General features: G+C 64.7%; 15 protein-coding genes. 5 read left to right on the top strand and 10 right to left on the bottom strand.

What is annotated here, in order from left to right:
* Positions 1-27 precede the first annotated feature (27 nt).
* The gene (locus QFZ91_RS14350; protein ID WP_176109805.1) at positions 28-912 is read right to left on the bottom strand and encodes a lipid A biosynthesis lauroyl acyltransferase; all 885 of its coding nucleotides are present in this window, start codon (positions 910-912) and stop codon (positions 28-30) included.
* Between the two features lie 286 nt (positions 913-1,198).
* Here QFZ91_RS14350 and metK point away from each other — a divergent pair, with 286 nt between their 5' ends.
* On the top strand, positions 1,199-2,386 hold the full coding sequence (metK, locus tag QFZ91_RS14345) for a methionine adenosyltransferase (protein WP_368716807.1): 1,188 nt from the start codon (positions 1,199-1,201) through the stop codon (positions 2,384-2,386).
* A gap of 168 nt (positions 2,387-2,554) precedes the next feature.
* On the opposite strand, the gene QFZ91_RS14340 is transcribed toward metK, so the two are convergent.
* The gene (locus QFZ91_RS14340; protein WP_429567607.1) at positions 2,555-2,917 is read right to left on the bottom strand and encodes a hypothetical protein; all 363 of its coding nucleotides are present in this window, start codon (positions 2,915-2,917) and stop codon (positions 2,555-2,557) included.
* A 515-nt stretch (positions 2,918-3,432) separates the two neighbouring features.
* On the opposite strand from QFZ91_RS14340, the gene QFZ91_RS14335 reads away from it, so the two are divergent.
* Positions 3,433-4,194 (top strand): phytanoyl-CoA dioxygenase family protein, encoded by a 762-nt coding sequence (locus QFZ91_RS14335; RefSeq protein ID WP_429567606.1) that lies wholly within the window; start codon positions 3,433-3,435, stop codon positions 4,192-4,194.
* Between the two features lie 30 nt (positions 4,195-4,224).
* On the opposite strand, the gene QFZ91_RS14330 is transcribed toward QFZ91_RS14335, so the two are convergent.
* On the bottom strand, positions 4,225-4,431 hold the full coding sequence (locus QFZ91_RS14330) for a DUF3185 family protein (RefSeq protein ID WP_152851698.1): 207 nt from the start codon (positions 4,429-4,431) through the stop codon (positions 4,225-4,227).
* A 226-nt stretch (positions 4,432-4,657) separates the two neighbouring features.
* Here QFZ91_RS14330 and mgrA point away from each other — a divergent pair, with 226 nt between their 5' ends.
* Entirely contained in the window at positions 4,658-5,701 is a 1,044-nt protein-coding gene (mgrA, locus tag QFZ91_RS14325; protein WP_429567605.1) for an L-glyceraldehyde 3-phosphate reductase, read from the top strand.
* A gap of 104 nt (positions 5,702-5,805) precedes the next feature.
* On the opposite strand, the gene QFZ91_RS14320 is transcribed toward mgrA, so the two are convergent.
* The 6 genes from QFZ91_RS14320 to QFZ91_RS14295 form a co-directional block, all read right to left on the bottom strand.
* Positions 5,806-5,988: a hypothetical protein gene (locus QFZ91_RS14320; protein WP_008923386.1), complete on the bottom strand. Its 183-nt coding sequence runs from the start codon at positions 5,986-5,988 to the stop codon at positions 5,806-5,808.
* A gap of 285 nt (positions 5,989-6,273) precedes the next feature.
* Positions 6,274-7,464 (bottom strand): MFS transporter, encoded by a 1,191-nt coding sequence (locus QFZ91_RS14315; protein ID WP_429567604.1) that lies wholly within the window; start codon positions 7,462-7,464, stop codon positions 6,274-6,276.
* 219 nt (positions 7,465-7,683) lie between these two features.
* A complete protein-coding gene (locus QFZ91_RS14310) occupies positions 7,684-9,252 on the bottom strand; it encodes an efflux transporter outer membrane subunit (protein WP_429568645.1) in 1,569 nt (522 codons plus the stop codon).
* A gap of 8 nt (positions 9,253-9,260) precedes the next feature.
* Positions 9,261-10,577 carry an efflux RND transporter periplasmic adaptor subunit gene (locus tag QFZ91_RS14305; RefSeq protein ID WP_429567603.1) on the bottom strand — a complete coding sequence of 439 codons (1,317 nt, stop codon included), beginning with the start codon at positions 10,575-10,577 and terminating at the stop codon, positions 9,261-9,263.
* A 103-nt stretch (positions 10,578-10,680) separates the two neighbouring features.
* Positions 10,681-13,863, bottom strand: a complete 3,183-nt coding sequence (locus tag QFZ91_RS14300) for an efflux RND transporter permease subunit (protein ID WP_429567602.1) — start codon at positions 13,861-13,863, stop codon at positions 10,681-10,683.
* A gap of 2 nt (positions 13,864-13,865) precedes the next feature.
* Positions 13,866-14,036, bottom strand: coding sequence for a hypothetical protein (locus QFZ91_RS14295; RefSeq protein WP_429567601.1), 171 nt, complete (start codon positions 14,034-14,036; stop codon positions 13,866-13,868).
* A gap of 246 nt (positions 14,037-14,282) precedes the next feature.
* Between QFZ91_RS14295 and QFZ91_RS14290 the strand changes: the two genes are divergently transcribed.
* Together QFZ91_RS14290 and QFZ91_RS14285 are read left to right on the top strand one after the other, a co-directional pair.
* Complete coding sequence (locus QFZ91_RS14290) at positions 14,283-14,495, top strand: hypothetical protein (protein WP_013088095.1); 213 nt, start codon at positions 14,283-14,285, stop codon at positions 14,493-14,495.
* Between the two features lie 218 nt (positions 14,496-14,713).
* Complete coding sequence (locus tag QFZ91_RS14285) at positions 14,714-15,751, top strand: serine/threonine protein kinase (protein ID WP_429567600.1); 1,038 nt, start codon at positions 14,714-14,716, stop codon at positions 15,749-15,751.
* An 11-nt stretch (positions 15,752-15,762) separates the two neighbouring features.
* On the opposite strand, the gene QFZ91_RS14280 is transcribed toward QFZ91_RS14285, so the two are convergent.
* Entirely contained in the window at positions 15,763-17,661 is a 1,899-nt protein-coding gene (locus QFZ91_RS14280) for a DUF3857 domain-containing transglutaminase family protein (protein WP_429567599.1), read from the bottom strand.
* Positions 17,662-17,847 lie beyond the last annotated feature (186 nt).

The following is a 17,847-nucleotide window of genomic DNA, read 5'->3' as shown; positions in this document are numbered from 1 at the left end:
GCTGGGAGCCGGGTCCCAGCGCCATCTTCAATACACCCCAGGCACTCCCGGCGGCCGCGTCTTGAACCGCTTGTGCACCCAGTAATACTGCTCGGGCATCAGCGGAATCTGCTCTTCGAGAAATTCGTTCATGCGTCGCGCATCGGCGTCATCGTCGCCGGTCGGATAGTTGTCCCAAGGCTTGAAGACCTTGAGCCGGTAGCCCTTGTAGTTCGGCAGCACTTCGCCGATGAACGGTACCACCTGCGCGTGCCCGACCTTAGCGAGACGGCCGACCGCGGTCAGCGTGCAAGTCGGCACGCCGAAGAACGGCACGAACGTCGAATTGCGCGCGCCGTAGTCCATGTCCGCGCCGAGCATCACCGGTTTGCGTTCGCGCAGCCAGCGCAGTACGACGCGCGCGCTGTCCGCGCGGCTTGCCATGTCCGCGCCGAAACGCGCACGCGCCGCTTTCGCGACTGCCTCGAGCTCCTGATTCGACATCGGCTGATACAGCGAGCCGCACTGGCGCTTCAATGAGTAGTTCAGAAAAATCGAACCGGCCTCGATGCCGACAAAGTGAAAGCCGAGAAAGAGCGTCGGCGGCAGGTTCGGGTCGGTCAGATCGATTGCGCTGTCGAGCTGGATCAGCTTTTCGAGCTTCTTCGCCGAGCCGAACCACTGCACGCTGCGCTCGAGATAGCTGCGGATCGCGTGACGGAAGTGCTTCTGCGCGACGTCCTCGCGGCGCTCGTCGCTCCAGTCGGGGAAGCACAGCTTCAGATTCGTATGAACGATGCGCTTGCGACGGCTCGGGATTTGATAGAGCAGCCAGCCGAGCCCGTCGCCGAGACGGGCGACGAATCCATACGGCAACAACGCAAAGAGTTTGAGCAGCCCGACCGCGAGCTTCGCGCCGTAGCTGCTCAGCATGCAGCCTCCGGGCGCACGGCGCTGCTAGGGGCGGGATTGCGGGGAGCGGAAAAATTGGCGTGATACCGCACTCGTGGACACTCTGTGACATTCAAAGGAAGTCGCTATAATAAGGGCTTCGCCGAGTTAATAGACAACTTGCGGGGCGAAGCCGGCGGGTGCGGTCCATGGGTTTCCATGAGTCAAGCGTCCATCGGTTAAGGTAATCCGCTAAAGCGTCGCCGCTTCAGACTCCCGAAGTCGGCTACGTGGAACGCAACCGTAACCACTAACAGGAGTCTGCAACGTGGCAAACGACTACTTCTTCACTTCCGAATCCGTTTCCGAAGGCCATCCCGACAAAGTCGCGGACCAGATCTCGGACGCGATCCTCGACGCCATCCTCGCTCAAGACAAGTACTCGCGTGTCGCGGCCGAAACGCTGTGCAACACGGGTCTCGTCGTGCTGGCCGGTGAAATCACCACCACCGCGAACGTCGACTACATCCAGATCGCGCGCAACACGATCAAGCGCATCGGCTACGACAACACAGACTACGGCATCGACTACCGCGGCTGCGCGGTGCTCGTCGCCTACGACAAGCAGTCGCCGGACATCGCCCAGGGCGTGGACCGCGCGCACGACAACAACCTCGATCAAGGCGCGGGCGACCAGGGTCTGATGTTCGGTTACGCGTGCGAGGAAACGCCGGAACTGATGCCGCTGCCGATCCACCTGTCGCACCGTCTCGTCGAGCGTCAGGCGAATCTGCGCCGCGACGGCCGTTTGCCCTGGCTGCGTCCGGATGCGAAGTCGCAGGTGACCGTGCGCTATGTCGACGGCAAGCCGCATTCGATCGACACGGTCGTGCTGTCTACCCAGCACGCGCCGGACATCGAGCTCGACACGCTGCGCGAAGCGGTGATCGAAGAAGTGATCAAGCCGACGCTGCCGGCCGAGCTGATGAAGGGTGATATCAAGTACCTCGTGAACCCGACCGGTCGCTTCGTGATCGGCGGTCCGCAGGGCGATTGCGGTCTGACGGGCCGCAAGATCATCGTCGATACATACGGCGGCGCGGCACCGCACGGCGGCGGCGCGTTCTCGGGCAAGGACCCGTCGAAGGTCGACCGCTCGGCAGCTTACGCCGGCCGTTACGTCGCGAAGAACATCGTGGCCGCGGGCCTCGCGTCGCGCTGCCTGATCCAGGTGTCGTACGCGATCGGCGTCGCTCAGCCGACCTCGGTGATGGTCAACACGTTCGGCACCGGCCGCGTGTCGGATGCGACGATCACGGAACTCGTGCGTCAGCATTTCGACCTGCGTCCGAAGGGCATCATCCAGATGCTCGACCTGCTGCGCCCGGTCTATGAGAAGAGCGCGGCGTATGGCCACTTCGGCCGCGAAGAGCCGGAATTCACGTGGGAAGCCACCGACAAGGCGCTCGCACTCGCCGAAGCGGCAGGCACCGAGCCGGTCGCGGCAATCGCGTAACTAGCGCGTAACCAGCGCGAGTCGATCGTTACCTGAAAGCAAAAAAACCCCGCCGGCGTGAGCCGGGCGGGGTTTTTCTTCGTCCGTCGATCGCGTAACGATGCGGTCGCGCTCGAAGTCTTGCACTAGCCACTCAACGCGCAACAGCAACTCACCGGCCCAGCAATCTCAGCGGCTCGCAAACGCAAACGCGAACCACCAGCCGCTGCTCGTCGACAGCCGACGCGGTCGGCGGCTCGCAGGCGTGCGCACCGCCGGCGCGTGTTTCGCGACCGCGAGGTGCAACGGTGTCGGCTTGCGCAGCAATGTGCGCAGCGACAGACGGCGCGTGCCGCTCTGCTGGCGCAGCGCCGAGAAGAACGTATGGAACCAGGTGCGAAAGCCGTCGACGGCCTTCGCGTCGCGCCACTGCTCGCCGAGCGCGCGGGTGCGCGCGGCATGGTGACGCAGCGCCCGCATCATATGACGGCGCGCGGGACGCGCCGCTTTCAGCGCGGCGCGGGTAAGACGGTTGCTCAAAAGAGTATGCATGGCTTCACATTTAGGCAATGAACCGCACGTCGGCGCGTGCATCGGATGTGCACGGACAAACAGCACCATATGTGCCAATGACGGGGTTGCGATGGACGGCCTGAAAGCCGGATATTCGGTGCGGCTCGTATCGCGGGAGGTCGCGACGCGAAACACGGCGCGCAGCGCAGCGAAGGTACAACGCGAAGAAACCGACGGCACGAGCCTTGACGGCCTGCGCACAAAAGAAAACTGCGTGAGCGGCGATCGACATGCGAGCAGGCTACACGGGAATCGTGACGTCAGAAAGTCGGGTTACTACCCTGCGAGATCGAATTCCCTCAGGATCGAATCGTCGCCAACAACAATCTGGTCTCACTTTTGACGGGCAATTTACGTGCATAGTTGCCCAGCGAATGTGCGGCGCGGGTGCACAGCACGCCTGATACCGGTGCATTGGCGCGCCGCGAAACAACGCACCCCGATCGCGCCCGTTTTACAATCGAACATCAGTTAGTCGACGTTAACGGAACGCCATGTCACTCCATTCGAAGAAAGAGCAGATTCAAACGTTGCGGGAGCAGGGTTTTGTCGTCGTGCCAGGACTCCTGTCGCCCGAGCGTTGCGATGAGCTGAAGCGGATCGCACAGCGGCAACTGCAGGAAGCGACGGCGCCGATCGAATTCGAAGCGGATCTGAAATATCCGGGCGCGCCGTCGTCGAAAGATGCGCCGGGCGGACATACGGTGCGGCGCCTGCTCGACGCGTACGGCCGTCACCCCGCGTTCGCGCAATGGGCGACCGCGCCCGAAATCCGTGGCTGGATGGAACTGTATTTTGGCGAGGAGCCGCGACTATCGCGCGCGCATCACAACTGCATGATGACCAAGCACCCCGCATACGGCAGCCTGACCGGCTGGCATCGCGACGTGCGTTACTGGTCGTTCGAGCGCGACGACCTGGTGTCGGTGTGGCTCGCGGTCGGCCCGGAAACCATCGATAACGGCGCGCTATGGTTCGTGCCGCACTCGCACGGCGCCGCCTTCACGTCCGACCGTTTCGACGAAGCGAAATTTTTCCGCACGGATCTCGCCGAGAACGAGGCGGCGATCCGCACCGCGGTGTCGCCGGAGCTGCAGACCGGCGACGTGGTGTTCTTCCACTGCAACACGCTTCACTCGGCCGGCAAGAATCTCAGCGATCAGGTGAAGTTCTCGCTGGTGTTCACCTATCACGGCGTAAGCAACGTGCCGCTGCCCGGCACGCGCTCGGCCGCGAAGCCCGAGATCGCGTTCTAGCTATTTTCGTCGTGGGCCTCGTGCGGACGCTCAGCGCTTGCGCCCCGACATCGCAATTCCCGTCAGCCCGGCGAGCGTCGCCACCACGCCCGCGACGATCAGCACGATCGCCTTGTTGCTCGGCGAACCGGTAAAGAAGCGCGACACGTCGCTGCTCACCGAATTGAACGCCTGCCCGCCGAAATACAGCAGCACGATGCCGCCGACAATCAGCGCGATCGAAATCGCCTTCGCCATCTGCACCTCCCATCAACTTGAACCGGCCAGAGTGTAGGTGAGCCGCGCGTGCTCGTCCATCCCGCATACTGGGTGCCTGCAAGCGCCGCGTCGATTGGCTAACATAGCGGTCTAGCCGCACCACGGCGACATCACGACAATAAATCCCCGAGCAGCACGCCTCCCGCAACGCGCGAATCCTCACGCCCGCAATTCTCGGGCGATCTCATCGACAAGGACACTAGCAATGGCTTACGAAGCAGCTTCAGAACGCTATTCGGACATGCAATACCGCGTCTGCGGCAAGTCGGGTCTCAAACTGCCGGCGCTGTCGCTCGGCCTGTGGCACAACTTCGGCGACACCACGCCGATCTCGACGCAGCGTGACATCCTGCGCACGGCGTTCGACCTCGGCATTACGCACTTCGATCTGGCGAACAACTATGGCCCGCCGTACGGCAGCGCGGAAACCAATTTCGGCCGTCTGTTCAAGGACGATTTCAAGCCGTATCGCGACGAGCTGCTGATTTCGTCGAAGGCCGGTTGGGATATGTGGCCGGGTCCGTACGGCCAGGGCGGCGGCTCGCGCAAGTACGTGCTCGCGAGTCTCGACCAGAGCCTGAAGCGCATGGGCCTCGAATACGTCGATATCTTCTATTCGCATCGCTTCGACGCGCACACGCCGCTCGAGGAAACCGCGGGCGCGTTGGCGAGCGCGGTGCAGCAGGGCAAGGCGCTCTACATCGGCATCTCGTCGTACTCGTCGGCGAAGACCCGCGAAATGACCAGGCTGCTCGCCGAATACAAGGTGCCGCTGCTGATCCATCAGCCGTCCTACAACATGCTGAACCGCTGGATCGAACACGATCTGCTCGATACGCTCGCCGAAGTCGGCGCGGGCGCGATCGCGTTCACGCCTCTCGCGCAAGGGCTGTTGACCGGCAAGTACCTGAACGGCGTGCCGGCCGATGCGCGCGTCAACAAGCCGGGCGGCGGTTCGCTGAAAGACGAGCATCTGAACCCGCAGAACATCGAACACGTGAGGAAGCTGAACGACATCGCACAGCGCCGTGGTCAGAGCCTCGCGCAGATGGCGCTCGCATGGGCGTTGCGCGATGAGCGCGTGACGTCGGTGCTGATCGGCGCGAGCCGCGCGGAGCAGGTGCGCGAGAACGTCGGCGCGCTGAAGAACCTCGCGTTCTCGGCCGACGAACTCGCCGAAATCGATCGCTATGCGACCGAAGGCGGGATCAACCTGTGGGAAAAGCCATCGACGGACCAGGCGATCTGATCGCGTGAGGGGAGCCGTCTGCGCAACAGGCGGACCAAACGAACGGCAAAACGAAGCCGCACGCTCAGCGTGCGGCTTTTTCGTTGGTACTTCGCGCCGCGCCGCTACACGAGCGCCGGCAGACCCTCGACCAGCGCCACCGCGCACATCACACCGATCAGCGCGCCCAGCACACGCAGCGCGTTGTGTCGCAACTCGGTTTTGCAGGGCAGCGCGCCGACGAATAGCGCACCCGCTAACGCCATCGGAATGACCAGGATGAAATCGCCGATCGTGAAGTACGTCATCTTCGTCTCCTCCCATGCAGGATGGATGCTATGTCGTTCCGGCAGAGGGCTGCGGCTTTGAAATCATGCAGTACCAGTGCACGAATCGAGTATAGGAGACGGATGGAGCGGCGCGAGCGCGCGAGCTTACGTGTCGGCGCGTATTCGCAACTTGCTGAACCCCGGCGCGACGGGCGTGCGGCGATTGGCGCGGCGCAACAAAACATGGCGGAAAATATCGAGCGTTCGCTTACGCAAGCCTTTCGTTTTTCCGCCGATCCACGCGGGCTCGGTGACTGCGTGCGGCTATTCGCGTCCGCGCAAGTGCCTCGCCGCGATCAAGCCAATCACGAGCAGCGCACCGACCAGCCCGACGACCCCGTTCCAGCCATGACCGGCCCACACGTGGCCCCCATACGAGCCGACCAGGCTCGAGCCGATGTAGTACGCGAGCAGATACAGCGCCGCGGCCTGGCCTTTCGCGTCTTTCGCCAGACGCCCGACCCAGCCGCTCGCGACCGAATGCCCGGCAAAGAACCCGAACGTCACGCACGCGATGCCGGTCGCGACCGCCGCGAGCGGATGCAGCATCGTCAGCGCGAGGCCGAACACCATCAGCAGCAGGCTCCCGATCAGCACGCGCGCGCGGCCGAACGTATCGGCCATGCGCCCGGACCACGGCGACGCGACCACACCGACCAGATAGACGATGAAGATCGCGCCGATCTCCGTCTGATTCAGCCGATACGGCGGCGCGAGCAGCCGGTAGCCGATGTAGTTGTACAGCGTGACGAAGCTGCCCATCAGAACGAAGCCGAGCAGGAACAGCAGCGGCAAGCCCGGTCGCGTGAACTGCCGCAACAGCAGCGTGCGGTGATGCGCGAAGCCGAGCCCGCGGCGTGGCACGAAATGGCGCGATGGAGGCAGCAGTGCGCGGAACGCGAGCATCGACAGCAGGCCGAGCACGCCGATCGTGCCGACTGCGACGCGCCATGAAAACAGATCCGCGACCACGCCGGTGATCACCCGCCCTGCCATGCCGCCGATCGCCGTGCCGCCGACGTACAAACCCATCGCGAGACCGAGACCGTCGGGATGCACTTCCTCGGCGAGATAGGCCATCGCGACGGCCGGCACGCCGCCGAGCGCGAGCCCTTCGAGCGTGCGCAGCACGAGCAGCTGATTCCAGTGCGGCGCCACGGATACGCCAATCGTCAGCACCGACGACACCGTCAGCGACAGCGTCATCAGCTTGTGCCGACTCCAACCCTCGGAGACGAAACCGGCGACGAAAATCGCCAGCGCGAGCGCCGCGGTGGATAGCGACAGCGACAGACTGCTTTGCGCCGGCGTCACGTTGAACGCTTCGGAGAACGACGGCAGCAGCGGTTGCACGCAGTAAAGCAGCGAGAACGTCGCATAACCGGCGAACAGCAGCGCGAGGCTGGCGCGCCAGTACGCGCGCGAGCCGCGTTCGAGATAGGGGATGTCCGACACGCTGGCGGTGCGGGTGGAAGCAACTGAAGCTGCAACGGGGGAGGGAACGGCAGATGCAGTCCGCTGGGATTGCGGCGGCAGGGTCACAACAGAACTCCTTGGGTCACACGGAAACGCGCGAAAGGCGTTAAGGATACGCTGAAAACTCGCTTCGAGCCCGTGACGTGGGCAACGCGCGCGCCCTTCACGCCTCGCATGTCGCGCGCCCCTCTCTGGGCGCTAGCCGTGCGCGCCGGCGTCGTTGGCCGGCGCCGGCGTCTGCGTCGCACCCGAAGTCGCGGACGTCGGATGCCCGATCGCATCGTCTCCCGGCAGTCCCGACGTATCCCAGCCGCCGCCGAGCGCCTTCACGAGCGCGACGCTCGCGGCCATCCGGCGGCGCGCGATCGACACCGCGTTGCGCTCGTTGGTGAGCGTGGTCGTCTGCGAGACGACCACGTCGAGATAGGTGATCGCGCCGTTCCGGTAGCGGTCCGACACGACCGCGAGCGCGCGCCGCGCGGCCGCGACCGCGTCGTCCTGGGCGGCCGCTTCCTGTTCCAGCACGCGCAGCGCGGCGAGATTGTCCTCGACCTGGCCGAACGCGTTCAGCACCGTTTGCCGATATTGCGCGACGCTTTCGTCGTAGTGCGCGCGCGCCTGCTCCTTGACGGCCGCGCGGCCGCCGAAGTCGAGCAGTGTGCCCGCGAGCGTCGGCCCGAGCGACCACAGCCGGCTCGGCGCGAGCAGCCATTGGCTGTAGTTGGTCGCCTCGAGTCCGCCCGTCACGGCCAGCACGAGATTCGGGAAGAACGCCGCGGTGGCCACGCCGATCTGCGCGTTCATCGCGGCGACGTGCCGCTCGGCCGCAGCGATATCGGGACGCCGCTCGAGCAAGCCGGACGGCACGCCGGTCGCCGCGACGACCGGCACCGCGACGAGCGGCGCGACCGGCAGCGTAAAGCTCGACGGCGGCTCGCCGATCAGGATCGCGATCGCATGTTCGAGCTGCGCGCGCTGCACGCCGAGGTCGAGCGCCTGCGCCTGGGTCGTCTTCAGCTGCGCTTGTGCCTGCGCGACGTCGGCATCGGTCGCGATGCCGCCGGCGTAGCGATGCTGCGTCAGTTCGAGCGCCTGCTGGTAGGCCTTGATCGTGTCGTCGAGGAGTCGGCGCTCCTGGTCGAGCCCGCGCAGCTCGAAGTAATCGGTGGCGAGCTCGGCCTGCATCGACAGCAGCGCGGCGTCGACGTCGGCGGCGCTCGCCTGCGCGCCAGCCTTCGCGCCTTCGACGCTGCGCGACACGCGGCCCCACAGGTCCGGTTCCCACGACGCGTCGACCTGCACCAGATAGTCGTTCAGCGCGAGACCGGCGGTCGATTTATGCAGCACGTTCTCCGAGGTCCGCGTGCGCGAATACTGGACGCCCGCGGTGACCACCGGGAAGAATTGCGAGCGATATTGCGCGACGCTCGCGCGCGCCGCGCGAAAGCGCGCTTCGGCGGCCTGCACGTCCTGGTTCGCGCTCGCGACCTGCGGTTCGAGCGCATCGAGCGATGCGTCGCCGTAGATGCGCCACCACGCGCCGCGCGTGAGCGTGTCAGCGGGTTGCGCGGGCTTCCAGCCGGTGCCCTCGAGTTCGCGCCAGGTCGCGGGCGTGACGGCGGCGGGCTTCACGTAGTCGGGGCCGACGGTGCAGGCGCCGAGCGCGCCGGCGAGAGCCAGCGCGACTGCCGGGGCGCGAATGGAAACGCTCGCCGACCCGCGCGCGAATTCAGCCGAAGACGCAAGCATGCGCCGCAAAACCGACATCTTCATCATCACGTCCTCGCGCCCGGCCGCGCGTCGGCTCGCGCCGCCGGCGAGCTGGCCGCCGCGCCGGTCGCACCGGCGGCTGCAGCCGCGCCTTCCGAAGCCGGACCGTCTTCCGCCTTGCGCGGCACGATGCGCACCGGTGCGCCATCGACGATCGAATCCTGCGGATTCAGGATCACCTGCTCGTTGCCCTGCAAGCCCGCCACGATCGCGACGCGCGTGCCGAAATCCGTGCCGAGCGATACCGGCAGCAGCTTCACCCTGTGCTGCGGATCGACGGTCGCGACCTTGACGCCGTCGGGGCGGAACAGCAGCGCGTTGCCCGGCAGCGTGAACGACGCCGTGCCCGCGCCGAGCGCGAAATGCACCTGCGCGTACGCGCCCGGCAACAGCTCGCCGCTGCGATTGTCGACGTCGACTTCGACGAGCATCGTGCGCTGCTGCGGATCGACCGCGCCGGCGGTGCGCGCGACCGTGCCCGGATAGTGCCGCGACGGCATCTCGGTCAGCGTCAGAAACGCGCTCTGCTGCGCGCGCACCTGCTGCGCGTACGCTTGCGGCACGTTCACATAGACCCGCAGTCGGTCCGCCTGAGCGACATGAAACAGTTCCTTCGCGGGACCGCCCGAGCTGCCCGCGTCGATCAGCGCGCCGACGTCGACGTTGCGCGCGGTCACGGTGCCGTCGAACGGCGCATAGACCTTCTGGAACGACTGGGTCTTTTCGAGTCGTGCGACGTTGAAACGCGCGGCGTCGAGCGTGGCCTTTTTCGCGAGCATGTCGCCGACCTTTTCGTCGGTCTCCTGCTTCGACACCGACTGGCTTCTGAACATATCCGTCCAGCGATCCGCGGTGCTCTTCGCCAGCGCGTAATTCGCTTCGGCGTTCGCGAGATCGGCGCGGGCGGCGCGCAACTGGTCGTCGATTTCGGGCGTGTCGATTTCCGCGAGCAACTGGCCGCTCTTCACGCGCGCGCCGATGTCGGCGTACCACTTCTTCAGATAGCCGTTGGTGCGTGCGTAGATCGGCGTGTCGAGGAAGGCCTGCACGTTGCCGGGCAACGTCAGATCGAACCCGGCCGACGACTTCTGCGGCTGCACGACTTCGACGCTCATCTGGCTCGTGTGCTCGGCATCGCGTTCGAGCGCCGCATGCGCATCGTGGCGCGACCAGATGCCTTGCGCGGCGAGCGCGAGCACCGCGACGGCGGCGGCGATCATGATGAGGCGCGTGCGTCGCGCTTTCGCAGGATCATGCGCGGCATGACCGCCAGAGCCAGAGCCCGAACCCGAACCCGAGCCGCCGGGACGTTGCGCTTCCATCAAGCTTCCCCTTCGAAATTGCATGGGCAGTCGAGGCTGCCTCTTGTGTCGTGGCATCGCATGTTGCGCGTGCCAGTTGGTACGGTCATCGCGTGCTGGATGTTCATGGCTTCTGCACCACGTGTTCCGCGGCACGCTGATGCCGCGCCGCGAGCCGTCGATAGATCATCGAGAACACCACCGGCACGAAGATCAGCGTGGCCAGCGTGCCGACCGCGAGCCCGCCGATCACCGCGCGTCCGAGCGGCGCGTTCTGCTCGCCGCCTTCGCCGAGACCGATCGCCATTGGCACCATGCCGATCACCATCGCGAGCGCGGTCATCAGCACCGGGCGGAAACGCGTGAAGCCCGCTTCGATCGCCGCGCGGGTCGCGTCGCCGTGCAGCAGCAGCTGTTCGCGCGCGAAGCTGATCACCAGAATCGAGTTCGCGGTCGCGATGCCGATACACATGATCGCGCCGGTGAGAGCAGGGATCGACAGTGTGGTGTGGGTGAGGAACAGCATCCACACGATGCCCGCGAGCGCGCCCGGCAGCGCGGTGATGATGATGAACGGATCGAGCCACGACTGGAAATTGACGACGATCAGCAGATACACGAGCAGCACCGCGAACAGCAGACCGGCGAGCAGGCCCGAGAACGACTCGTTCATCGTTTGCACCTGGCCGCGCAGTTCGATCGTCGAGCTCTTCGGCAGCTCGGCTTTCGATTCGTCGATGATCTTGCGGATGTCGTCGGACACGCCGCCGAGGTCGCGGCCGTCGGCGGTGCCGTAGATGTCGATCGTGGTTTGCGCGTTGTAGTGCGTGAGCACCGCGTTGCTGGCTTCGCGGCGCATCGTCGCGAGCGAGCCGAGAATGTTGTTGCGGCCGTTGGCGTTCAACGGAATGTTCGCGAGCGATTGCAGCGAATCGATCGTGTATTGCGGCGCTTCCGTGATCACGTTGTAGCTGACGCCGTTGCGCGGATTGAGCCAGAACGTCGGCGTGGTCTGCTGGCTGCCCGACAGCGTGATCAGCAGATTGCTCGCGATATCGCGCTGCGAAAAGCCCGCTTGCTGCGCGCGCGTGCGATCGACGTCGATGAAAATCCGCGGCAGATCGGCGGGCTGCTGGATGCGCGCATCGACGAGACCCGGCACCGTGCGCAGACGGTTCAGCAGCTTCGCGGCGAACGCACGATTGGCGGCTACCTCACGGCCGACGATCTGGATATCGATCGCCGACGGCATGCCGAAGTTCAGCGTCTGACTGACGATATCGGCCGGCAGAAACGCGAACTGCACGCCGGGGAATTCGTCGGTGAGCGTGCGCCGCAAGGTGCGCACATAGCCGGCGCTCGGATGATGTTCGGGATTCAGCGTGATCAGGATGTCCGAGTCGGAGGTGCCGATCGTGCCCGTGTTGCTGTACGACAGGTTGATACCCGACACCGGCAGGCCGATGTTGTCGATGATCGAATGCAGTTCGCCGGCCGGAATCAGCTGACGGATGCGCGCATCGACTCGATCGGTCAGCACCGCGGTTTCCTCGACCCGCATGCCGGTTTTTGCGCGCATATGCAGTGCGATCGTGCCGGCATCGACGGCGGGGAAAAAGTCGCGGCCGATAAACGGCAGCAATAGCAGCGACGCGCCACAGCACACGAGAAACAGCGTGACGAACAGACCCGGTCGCGCCACACGCGCTTCGAGAAACTTGCGATAGCGCTCGCGCAAACGCGAGAAACCGCGCTCGAACGCATAGTGCACGCGCATGAACGGATTGCGCGTTTGCGCCGGCGCGTGATGCAGATCAGCGGGCTTGTGGTGATAGCGCAGCAGATACTTCGCGAGCGTCGGCACGAGCGTACGCGAGAAGAAGTACGACGCGAGCATCGCGAACACCACCGCTTCGGCGAGCGGAATGAACAGGTAGTGCGCGACACCGGTGAGCAGAAACATCGGCACGAACACGATACAGATCGACAACGTCGACACGAGCGTCGGAATTGCAATCTGATGCGCGCCGTCGAGAATCGCCTGTTCCAGCGTCTTGCCCTGTTCGAGCTGATGGCTGATGTTCTCGATCGCGACGGTCGCATCGTCGACCAGAATCCCGACCGCCAGCGCGAGCCCGCCGAGCGTCATGATGTTGATCGTCTGGCCGAGCGCGGACAACGCGATGATCGACGTGATCATCGACAACGGAATCGATACCGCGATGATCAGCGTCGCGCGCCAGTTGCCGAGGAACAGCAGAATCATCAGGCCCGTCAGGCACGCGGCGATCAGCGCTTCACGCAGCACGCCCTCCACCGATGCACGCACGAACAGCGACTGGTCGGCGACAGGGTCGATATTCAGCGACGGCGGCACCAGATTGCGCAGCGTCGGCATCATCGTCTTGATGCGCTCGACGATATCGAGCGTGGACGTGTTGCCGCTTTTGTTGATCGTCAGCAGCGCGGCGCGCTGGCCGTTCACGCGCACGATGTTGGTCTGCGGCTGGTAGCCGTCGCGCACGTGTGCGACGTCGCGGATATAGACGGTGCCGTTTGCGGTGGTGCGGATCGGAATGTTGTTCAGCCCGGCGAGCGAATCGGGGCTGCCGTTCATTACCACCGAGTACTCGGTCGAGCCGATTTTCGCGGTGCCAGAAGGCAGAATCAGGTTCTGCGCGGAGACCGCGCTGACCACGTCCATCGGCGACAGATTGCGCTCCTGCAGCTTGCGCGAATCGATATCGATCATGATCTGCCGTTGCTTGCCGCCATACGGCAGCGGCGCGGATGCACCCGGCACGGTGGCGAGCTGCGTCTTCAGGAAGTTATTGCCGAAGTCGAACAGCTCCTGCTCGGTCAGCGACGCGGATGACAACGCGAGCCGCAGAATCGGTACCGTCGACGCGTTGTAGCGCAGGATGAACGGCGGCGTGATGCCGGGCGGCAGCGAGCGCACCTGCGACTGCGACAGAGCGGTGACCTGCGCGAGCGCTTCGTCGATATTCGCGCCCGGCTGGAAAAAGATCTTGATGACCGTGATGCCGTTCAGCGACGTCGATTCCGTGTGTTCGATATCGTTGACCGCTACCGACAAGCCGCGCTCGTAGTTCAGCGCGATGCGCCGCTCCATTTCGTCGGGGGGCAGGCCGTTGTACGACCAGATCACCGACAGCACCGGAATATCGATGTTCGGAAAGATGTCGGTGGGCGTGCGCAGAATCGTCAGTGGCCCGACGATCAGCAACAGCAACGCCAGCACGACGAACGTATAGGGGCGCCGTAGCGCGAGACGAACGATCCACATGACTAGCGCAGTCGAATGAAATCAGCGGCACTAGCGCCGCGCGGATCGGAAACGCAGGCGCGCCGGTCGGCGCAAAGGCAGGTGCGAAGCTGCGCCTCACTCGCATCTGGCAGATCGTTCTGGTAATGCACGTTTTTGATGTCTCCCCCGGCAGGGTTTATGATGGTCTTCATTACGACGTCTGACGCCGAGATCATCGGCTGTGCGCAGCGTAATGGGAATAGGGCGAAACGACTGGTGAAAGCCTTCTATTCGCCTTCCCAAAGCCCCTCAAAGCGGGAACAATGACTCGAACCTCTCACGCGCCATGCGCGCGACAGATCAAGTGCGCACGCAACGTCCAATGCGAAGCGGCGTTTTTATCATCACCTCGACCGGCGTGAAATCATAAAGCCGGCTAAGGGAAGCGGGGAATTATCATGCAAGTCGGTTCCATTGTCCGATCGGTACATATCGCCGTGCCGCAAGGCGCGCGCGGAATCGTCATGCGCATTCTTGGCGACATGGCGATGGTGGCGTGGTACGCCGGCGAACCCGGCGCATCGCGGCAGCTCAATACCGAACCCTTTTTCCTCGAAGATCTGATCGATACCGGCGACCTGATACGTCCGGCCGGCGCGCAGACGCATTGAACGAGAGGCTTACCTGTTGCTCATTGCCGTGGTGTGACACGCAGGAGTGGGCTGTAGTGATGTTGTAAGGTGAGATCGGCTCGCCAGCATCGCTGCGGGTCGATGCGCGCGTCGATTCACGGCGCGCCGCAAATCAGCCCGTATTTCTAGCGATGCCACGCACGCATTGCGAGCCGTCGCCCTCGTCTTTAGCCGCGGCGCGGCGCACAATGCGGGGCATGAACGACACCATTCCCGATAATTTCCATCCTGAGGCCGGCGCCGATGGCGCCGTGCCGTTCGCGCGGCTCACGCCGGAAACCGTGCTGGACGCGATCGACGGCGTGCTCGCAACGTCCGGCGTGCGGACCGACGGCCGTCTGCTGCCGCTCAACAGCTACGAAAATCGCGTGTATCAGGTCGGCGTCGAAGACGGTCCGCCCGTGGTCGCGAAGTTCTATCGTCCCGAGCGTTGGAGCGACGCGGCGATTCTCGAAGAGCACGCGTTCGTCGCCGAACTCGCCGCGCGCGAGATTCCGGCCGTGCCTGCGCGCATTCTCGATGGCCACACACTGCATAGCTTCGACGGTTTCCGCTTCTCGGTCTTCGAGCGACGCGGAGGTCGCGCGCCGGATCTCGACCGGCGCGACACGCTCGAATGGCTCGGACGTTTCATCGGACGCATTCATGCGATCGGGCAAACCCAGGACTACGCGGAACGTCCCGCGCTGAACATCGACACGTTCGGCTACGAGCCGCGCGACTTCCTGCTCGCGCATCGTTTCGTGCCCGACGACCTGCGCACCGCGTGGGAAACCGTCGTGAATCTCGCGCTCGAAGGCGTCGCGCTTGCGTTCGAACGGCCCGGCGAGATTCGCACCTTGCGACTGCACGGCGACTGTCATCCGAGCAACGTGTTGTGGACCGATGCGGGCCCGCATTTCGTCGATTTCGACGACAGCCGCATGGGTCCCGCGATTCAGGACCTGTGGCTGCTGCTGCCGGGTGAACGCGCGGAGGCGTCGCGCGCGCTCGCCGATCTGCTCGCCGGCTACGAGGATTTCTGCGAGTTCGAGCCGCGCGAACTGTATCTGATCGAAGCGCTGCGCACGTTGCGGCTGATTCACTATCAGGCCTGGCTCGCCCGCCGCTGGAACGATCCGGCGTTTCCGGCCGCGTTTCCATGGTTCAACACCCAGCGCTACTGGGAGGACCGCATCCTCGAGATGCGCGAGCAGATCGGCGCAATGCAGGAAGGGCCGTTGTGGCCGGTTTGACGCGTTGACGATCAAGGCGCCTGCGACGCCACGTTCGACGACTCCACCAGCGTCGATCTGACGATCACCTCCGCGCGCACGTCCCGTCCGATCGCTTCGATCGCGGGACGCATGCGCGTGAAATCATCGGGCGTGCAGACGTCGCTGTCGAAATGGGTGGCGCCGTCGCGCGTCATCGTGACCACGTTGCTGAGCGGATCGAACGTGTACCCCGACGTGAAATCGACGAAGCGGTCCTGCGTGCGTTGCGCCTCCGGCATGTCGAGCACGCGGAAGTTGGCCGGCAGTTCGATGCGCGCGCGTTCGTGGATCGCGAGGTTGTGGCACAGGAACGGCTGCGTGCGCTTGCGTTCGCCGAGCCAGTAGCGCGTATCGGCCTCGACGCCGCCGCCGAGGCTCGTCAAGGCCGGGATCGATGCGGTCATGCCGGTCACCACGAGACTTTCCAGCGTGCCTTTCATCGTCAGCGTGAGCGGGCCGTCGACCGCGCTGAGGTCGCTCGTCGTCAGCGTCGCGGTGCCGCGCAGATTCGCGTTGCGCAACTCGGCCTGGATCGATTCCTCTCGTTGCCCGGGCGTCTGCGTGCGTAGCCGCGCGCGGGCCTGCTCGGCATGCGGTCCGGCATCCTGCAGCCGATACGTGAAGCTCGCCGAGCCGTCCGGTTCGATCTTGATCGCGAGATCGGTGCTGCGCGACATCTGCGCGGTGGCCGGTGTTTGCGCGAGCACGCCGTCGTCGATCAACACGGTGGGACGGTTCATGTCGGATGAAGGCAGAAAACCGAACTCGACGTTCGACGCGGTCGAATCCGCGTACGTCTGCAAATCGGGCAGCCACGTGATCGCATGATTGATGACGCCGTAGCCGGGCACGCTCGGCAGCGTGTAGATGGTGCCGCTGCTGATCAGCGCCGGCTGGTTGCGCACGCCGACCGCGTCGAGCAGCGCGCCGTAGAGCGCGACGTGGTCCTTGCAATCGCCATAGCGGTTCGCGAGGATCGCGCTCGCGCTGTGCGGCACGACGGAGCCTCGCCCGACGTAGATCGCGACATAGCGGATATTGCGGCGAACCCAGTCGTACAGCGTTTTGGCTTTGTCGCGCGGGGTGTGATCGTGCGCGGTCAACTGCTGCGCGAGCTGGGTGATCGCGGCGTCGTGCGTACCCGGGTCGGCCGCGGAGCTGCGATAGGACGCGGCGAACGCGGCATAGCTCGGAAACGTCGACACCATCAGCCGATCCCCGTACGACACGTACGCGATCGAGCCGCGTTCGAGCCGGTCGAAATGCGCCTTGTCGTAGCGGAATTCGTAGCGCGTGCGGCCGTCGCGCGTGATGGGCGTCACCGCGCTGAAGCCCCGCGCGTCCGCGTACAACGGCTTGTCAGCGGGCAGGTCGTAGATCAGGCGGAAGTCGCGGGTCGGCGCGAGGTCGGGCGGCGTGAAGTCGCTGAATTCTCCAGGCACGATCGGCTGCCGCTGCGTCTTGCGGTACGTCAGATGCACGCGCGCGCCGGGTTCGACCGCGGGGAACACGATCACCTTTTCCTGGATGTCCTGGAACATCGGCGCGTCGAACGAACGGACTTCCTGCACGTCGCGGATCTGCTCGGGCGCTACGTCGTGACGTTTACCATCGGCGGTGACCGTATAGGCCTCGAGGATCTGCACGTCGGCCATGTTGCGGTTGAACCAGACGTATTGCTGCGCGACCCGCTCGACACCGGCTTCGGTGTTCACGCGCAGCGTCATCGAATCGAGCTTCGCATACGAGCCGTCCGCGTTGATGGTGAAGGTCTGCGTCTCGCCTTCGTTGGTGTACGGGTCGTCCAGTTTGACCGGCATGCTCGCGCTCGCGGCATGAATGCCGGCCAGCCAGCTGGCGGTGGCAAGGACCACGAGGCAGAGTCGCATGACGGTAGGTATCCCCGGACGATAAGGTTGACGGCATCGCCAGCTAGCGTCGTTTCACGCCGCGCGGATGTCAAGCGGCTGGCGCGCATCTGGAAGCGACTCGGAGATTGCCCGGCGGGTATGCACCGCGCACCCACAGCGTCCCGACATTGAGCAAAACACTTAATTGTGTAATGATAATGTTTC

Source organism: Paraburkholderia sp. JPY419 (assembly GCF_050435705.1).
Classification (GTDB): domain Bacteria; phylum Pseudomonadota; class Gammaproteobacteria; order Burkholderiales; family Burkholderiaceae; genus Paraburkholderia; species Paraburkholderia youngii.
This window is presented reverse-complemented; position numbering and strand designations above follow the sequence as displayed.